Genomic DNA, 535 nt, shown 5'->3' on the forward strand with positions numbered 1-535 from the left:
TCCGCGACGGCGATATTAGGTGAGGCCCGGGGACACTGGATCACACCGACACTGTCCACAACCCGCCCCACCACAACCTTGTTCCCAACCCGCACCCGCACCTGCTGTGCCCGTCGCGCGGCACCCGCACCCGTCGCGGGGCTGAATCTTGGACAGCTTCCGTCCGTGGCTAACGGAAACTGTCCAAGATTCAGCGACGGCGGGTATGCGGGCGGTGGACATGCCGCTGGCCGGCACCCCGGAGTGGGGTGCCGGCCAGCGGATCTTTCGGTGCTGTGAGGTGGGTCAGCTGTTCCAGTACTGGGCGACCAGATCAGCGGCCTGCTGCTCCCACTGCGCGTAGGCGTCCGGGTACGCCGACACCTGCACCGTCTGCGCGGCCACGGTCAACGGCATGTCCTGCCACCCGTCAACCTGCTTCAAACCCTTCAGAAAGGCGGTGGTGGAGTAGTCGGGGTCGGTGATCTGCTCCGGCGTACCCCAACCCGAGCTCGGACGCTGCTGGAACAAGCCCTGCGAGTCGTGGTCGTTGCGG

1 pseudogene is annotated in these 535 nt (G+C 66.5%); it reads right to left on the reverse strand.

What is annotated here, in order from left to right:
- Positions 1–285 precede the first annotated feature (285 nt).
- Positions 286–535: pseudogene (locus tag ADK66_RS30345) on the reverse strand (hypothetical protein); the annotation flags it as partial.

Origin of the sequence: Micromonospora sp. NRRL B-16802 (assembly GCF_001279555.1) — a bacterium.
Taxonomy (GTDB): domain Bacteria; phylum Actinomycetota; class Actinomycetes; order Mycobacteriales; family Micromonosporaceae; genus Micromonospora; species Micromonospora profundi.